Below are 4,362 nucleotides of genomic sequence, written 5' to 3'. Positions count from 1 at the left end.
GAACGCGGCGCCTTGGCCGCCCGGTCGCCGCCCGGCCGCCCGATCGACGTACGGGCGCCCGGTGACCGCCCAAGAGGTTGCCGGCGCCCTCTGCCGTCCCTACGGTGTGGTGGCCGCGGTGCGGTAGAACTCGGCCGCGGTGACGGTGGCGGGGACGCCGAGTTCGGCGGCGACCGCGGTGATCGCGGTGGCGCCCACGGTCAGATCGGCTTGGCCGTCGGTCGTGAAGTGCGGAGCGATGAACGCGTCGTAGTGGGCCCGGACTTCGTCCGCGGTGTGTCCGCCGAGGAACGTCTGCATGTGCCGCACCGTGGTCTCGGGGTCGTTGTGGATCACCTCCAGAGCGCGCCGGTGGGCCCGTAGGACGGCCTGGACCGCGGGACCGTCCGGGTCCGTGTACGTGGGGTCGACGGCCAGGCCCACGGTGGGGATCCGGAAGTGGTCGCCGACCCATGCCAGTACCCGCCAGCCGTGTTCGGCGGCCACGGCTTCCGGTGCCATGGTGCTGCCGACCAGGGCGGCGTCGATCTTGCCCTCGTGCAGCATGCGCAGATCCATGCCGTAGTCGCCGGGCGGCCGGACGACGGTGTCGATGTCGCGGTCCGGGTCGAGACCGGCCCGGCGCAGCACGATCCGGGTGAAACATCCGGGTGCGGTGTGCGGGGCGTGGACCGCCAGTCGCCGTCCGGCCAGGTCGGCCAGGGAGGTCAGGCCGGGGCGGGCGAGGAACCAGAACAGCGGGCGGGTGGTGTTGACGTTGAGCGCGACCCAGGGCGTGCCGTCGGTCAGGCGGGACAGCAGGGCCCGGCCGAGTCCGATGGTCGCGCCGCGACGCAGCCGCTCGTCGTCCCAGGTGCAGCCGTCGCGCAGTGCGACGTGGACGCCCTCGTCGGCGTAGTAGTCCTGCTGGTCGGCGATGTAGGCGGCCAGTTCCTCGTGCAGGCCCCGCCCGACGTAGGCGAGATCGATCGTGTGCATGAACGCCTTTCCTTGATCGTGTGGCCGCGCTGCGCCCGCGCGTGCCGCGGGCGGAGGGCTCCGCGGCCCCTGGTGCTGGGGTGACGGTGTGCTGGAAGTGGCGCGGCCGAATGCCGAATGCCGAAAGCCGAATGCCGAATGCCGGATCCGGGGGGTATGTTCCCCTGCACGCAGGGCGACGGCCGGGCGTCAGTACATGGCCATCCCGCCGTTGACCGCGGCCGTGGTGCCGGTCATGAAGGAGTTGTCCTCGGCGGCGTAGAAGGCGATCGCCTGGGCGACGTCGTCCGGGTGGGCGAGGCGGCCCAGAGGAGTGGCGGCGATCTGCCGCTGTTTGTGCGCGTCGTCGAACACGTCCGTCATGCGGGCCATGCGGGTGTCCTCCACCGGGCCTGCCGCGACGATGTTGACCGTGATGCCCTGCGGGCCCAGTTCCTGGGCGACGTACCGGGCGAACTGCTCCAGGGCGGCCTTGGCCGTGCCCAGGGCGATCATGTTCTCCCGCGGCCGGCGGCTGAGGCCGGTACTGATGTAGACGACACGTCCCCAGCCCTGTTCCGCCATGGCGGGCAGGACCGCTTTCGTGACCGCGAACGCCGCGTGCATCTCCGCGTCGAGCTTGCCGCCCAGTTCGTCCCACGTCATGTCCTGGAACGACTTGACCGCGAACGGGATCAACGCGTTGTGCACGAGCACGTCCACGCCGCCCCATGCCGCCCGGACCTGCTCGACCATGCTCTCGATCGCCGCCACCTCGCGCACGTCGGCCTGTACGGCCATGGCGTGGCCGCCAGCGGCCTCGATGCCGGCCACGACCTCCTCGGCCGCCGTGGCATTGCTGAGGTAGTTGACCACCACGCGCATCCCCCGCGCGGCCAGAAGGCCCGCGGTGGCCGCACCGATTCCGCTGCTGGCCCCTGTCACCAATGCGACCCTGCCGGTAGCCCCGGTCATGAGTTCACCTCCTGCTCGTCATCGCGGGCTGTCGGAATGACCGCCTCGCGTCGTTCGCCGTCGGGGTGCGCCGGGCGTATCGCCCCGTAGAGCACGGTGTCGACGGTCGCCCGCAGCAGATCGGCCGCGGTCCAGTCGAGTTCGCGCGGCAACTGGGAGCTGAGCAGCCGCTCCACCGCGCCGCGGGTGATCTCACTGAGCAACTCGGGCGGCGCGGGCAGCAGTCCCTGCCGGTGCCCTTCCCGGAACAGTTCGTCGAGCCGCCCGTAGACCACCGCGTCCACACGCTGCTCCACGTACTGGCGGAGCATCACATCACCTCGGCCCGAGGCGAGTTGGGCCGCGCCGATACGTCCGAGCTCGCTGCCCGCCCCGAGCAGGAACTGCTGCACCCGCGCACCGAACGGCTGGCCTTCCGTCTGCTCGGCGGCCGCCACCAGCGTGGCCTCCACCGCGGCGAACTGCCGGTCGAGCACCGCGGTCAGCAGGCTGCGCTTGTCCGGGAAGTGCCGGTAGATCGTCTTCTTGCTCATCCCGAGTTCGCGGGCGAGATCGTCCATGCTCACCCGGGCGAAACCCGGGGCGAAGAACAGCCGGCCGGCAGCCTCCACGATCACATCGGCGCGCCGCTCGCCATCCTCGGAAACTTGCGAAACTGATTTAGTTTCCATGGTTTCCATGCTTGCTTTCCGTTCCTCCGCTGTCAAGGCATGCCGGACGGGCGGAAGAGTGCGGCCGAAGCGGAGAAGGAGACCGAGACGAAGGAGGTCATGGCGCCATCGCGGACACCGGACGACCTTCCGGTGCGGGCACACGCGCCGGACCCAAGGGGCGCGCCGCGCACGGTGACCGGTCCGGCCGCCGGCCGTCGGCCGGACCTGCGGGTGTCCTATCCGGCGGTGGCGAGCCCGATCAGCAGCAGGGCGATGTCGTCCGTCCGGGTCGCGGTCTGTCGCGCATGGTCGATCAGGGCTGTGGCGAGGCGGTCCATGGGCTGAGGCCGGTCGGCCTGGGCGAGTTGGGCGGCCAGTCCGCTCATGGCGTCGTCCAGATCGACTCCGGGAGTCTCGACGAGTCCGTCGGTGTACAGGGCGAGGACGGTGCCGGGCGCCAGCGGGATCTCGGTGGAGGGAAAGTCCGCGTCGGGGTCGATGCCGAGCAGCAGTCCGGGGGGCAGGGCGAGGACCTCGGCGCGTCCGTCCGGGTGGCGTACAACCGGCGGGGGATGACCGGCGGTGGCCAGGACGGCCCGATGGTGTGCGAGGTCGAGATGGGCGTACAGACAGCTGACGAACCGGCCCGGGTCCATGTCGACCAGCAGGCGGTTGGCCTGCGTGAGGGCGTGGGCCGGTGTGGCCCCGGCGAGGGCCTGGGAGCGGATGGCGGGGCGTACGCGGCCCACGAGTGCGGCGGCGGTGGCGTTGTGGCCCTGGACGTCGCCGATGACCGCGGCCGCGGTGGTGTCGTCCACCCGGACCAGATCGTAGAAGTCGCCGCCGATGTCCATGCCGCGGACGCTGGGGAGATAGCGGGCGGCCGCGTCCAGTCCGGGAAGGTCGGGCAGCGAGTCGGGGAGCAGAGCCGCCTGGAGGGTCTGCGCGAGCTCCTTGCTGGTGTCGTAGAGGCGGGCCCTTTCCAGCGCCTGCGCGATCAGCCCCGCGAGTGCGGTGAAGACGACCCGCTGCCCGGCGGGGAATGAGCGGGGACTGTCGAAGGCGAACACGCACGAACCCAGCGGGCGCCCGGAGGCGATCAGTGGCAGAAAGGCCCAGGCACGCAGACCGTCCTGGGGGAGGACGGCCGGATAGGCCCGGGACAGCTCCTCGAAGGTGGTGAAGAAACTGGGCACGCCGGTGGTGAGGACCCGGACCGCGGGTATCGGCAGGGTCAGCGGCGCTCCGTCGAACTGATTCAGGAGACGGGCCTGGTATCCGCGGCAGCCGATGACCCGCATACGGCCGTCCTCGGCCGCGAGCAGGGCCACGGTCCGGGCCCCGAAGGCCGGCAGCATCTCCTCGGTGATCAGATCGATCACGTCGCACACGCCCACGGCTTCGGAGAGGGCGGCGGCCAGGTGCAGTACCCGGTAGACCTCGCCCAGCCGGATCGGCTCGCCCTGGAGGGTCCCCGTCCTGGCGGGCGCTCCCGGCGGGGCCCGGTCCGGATCGGTGGGTGAGACGCGGACGCTCACCCCGGATCCGTCGGGATAGAGCTCGAACGCGAGCCACCGGTCCGGCGGGACCATGGCGGTGTAGTAGCCGGGCTCCCGGCTGACCACGGCGGCGCGGTAGTGGTCCTCGAAGGAAGGGTCGGCGCACCAGGACAACGACTGCCAGGGGCGCGTGCCGATCAGATCGGGGACGCTGCCGCCGAGGAGTGCGGCGGCGGTGGCGCTGACTTAGGTGAATCTGCCCTCGAGGTCGAGGGAGC

At 71.4% G+C, this 4,362-nt stretch carries 4 protein-coding genes; all 4 read right to left on the bottom strand.

Features of this window, described 5'->3' with window-relative positions; translation table 11 throughout:
• Nucleotides 1–99 precede the first annotated feature (99 nt).
• The 4 genes from ABZV34_RS37345 to ABZV34_RS37330 all read right to left on the bottom strand — a co-directional run bounded on the left by ABZV34_RS37345 (nucleotide 100) and on the right by ABZV34_RS37330 (nucleotide 4,258).
• A complete protein-coding gene (locus ABZV34_RS37345; RefSeq protein WP_356287099.1) occupies nucleotides 100–978 on the bottom strand; it encodes an ABC transporter substrate-binding protein in 879 nt (292 codons plus the stop codon).
• A gap of 189 nt (nucleotides 979–1,167) precedes the next feature.
• On the bottom strand, nucleotides 1,168–1,932 hold the full coding sequence (locus ABZV34_RS37340) for an SDR family oxidoreductase (protein ID WP_356287096.1): 765 nt from the start codon (nucleotides 1,930–1,932) through the stop codon (nucleotides 1,168–1,170).
• Nucleotides 1,929–2,612: a TetR/AcrR family transcriptional regulator gene (locus tag ABZV34_RS37335; protein WP_356287093.1), complete on the bottom strand. Its 684-nt coding sequence runs from the start codon at nucleotides 2,610–2,612 to the stop codon at nucleotides 1,929–1,931. The genes ABZV34_RS37340 and ABZV34_RS37335 overlap by 4 nt, the downstream gene beginning before the upstream one ends.
• Before the next feature lie 209 nt (nucleotides 2,613–2,821).
• A complete protein-coding gene (locus tag ABZV34_RS37330) occupies nucleotides 2,822–4,258 on the bottom strand; it encodes a GAF domain-containing SpoIIE family protein phosphatase (protein ID WP_356287090.1) in 1,437 nt (478 codons plus the stop codon).
• Between the last annotated feature and the right edge of the window lie 104 nt (nucleotides 4,259–4,362).

The sequence above is a fragment of the Streptomyces sp. NPDC005195 genome (genome assembly GCF_040608315.1).
Classification (GTDB): Bacteria; Actinomycetota; Actinomycetes; order Streptomycetales; family Streptomycetaceae; genus Streptomyces; species Streptomyces kaempferi.
The sequence above is the reverse complement of the archived record's forward strand: the minus strand, read 5'-3'. Positions and strand labels throughout refer to the sequence as shown.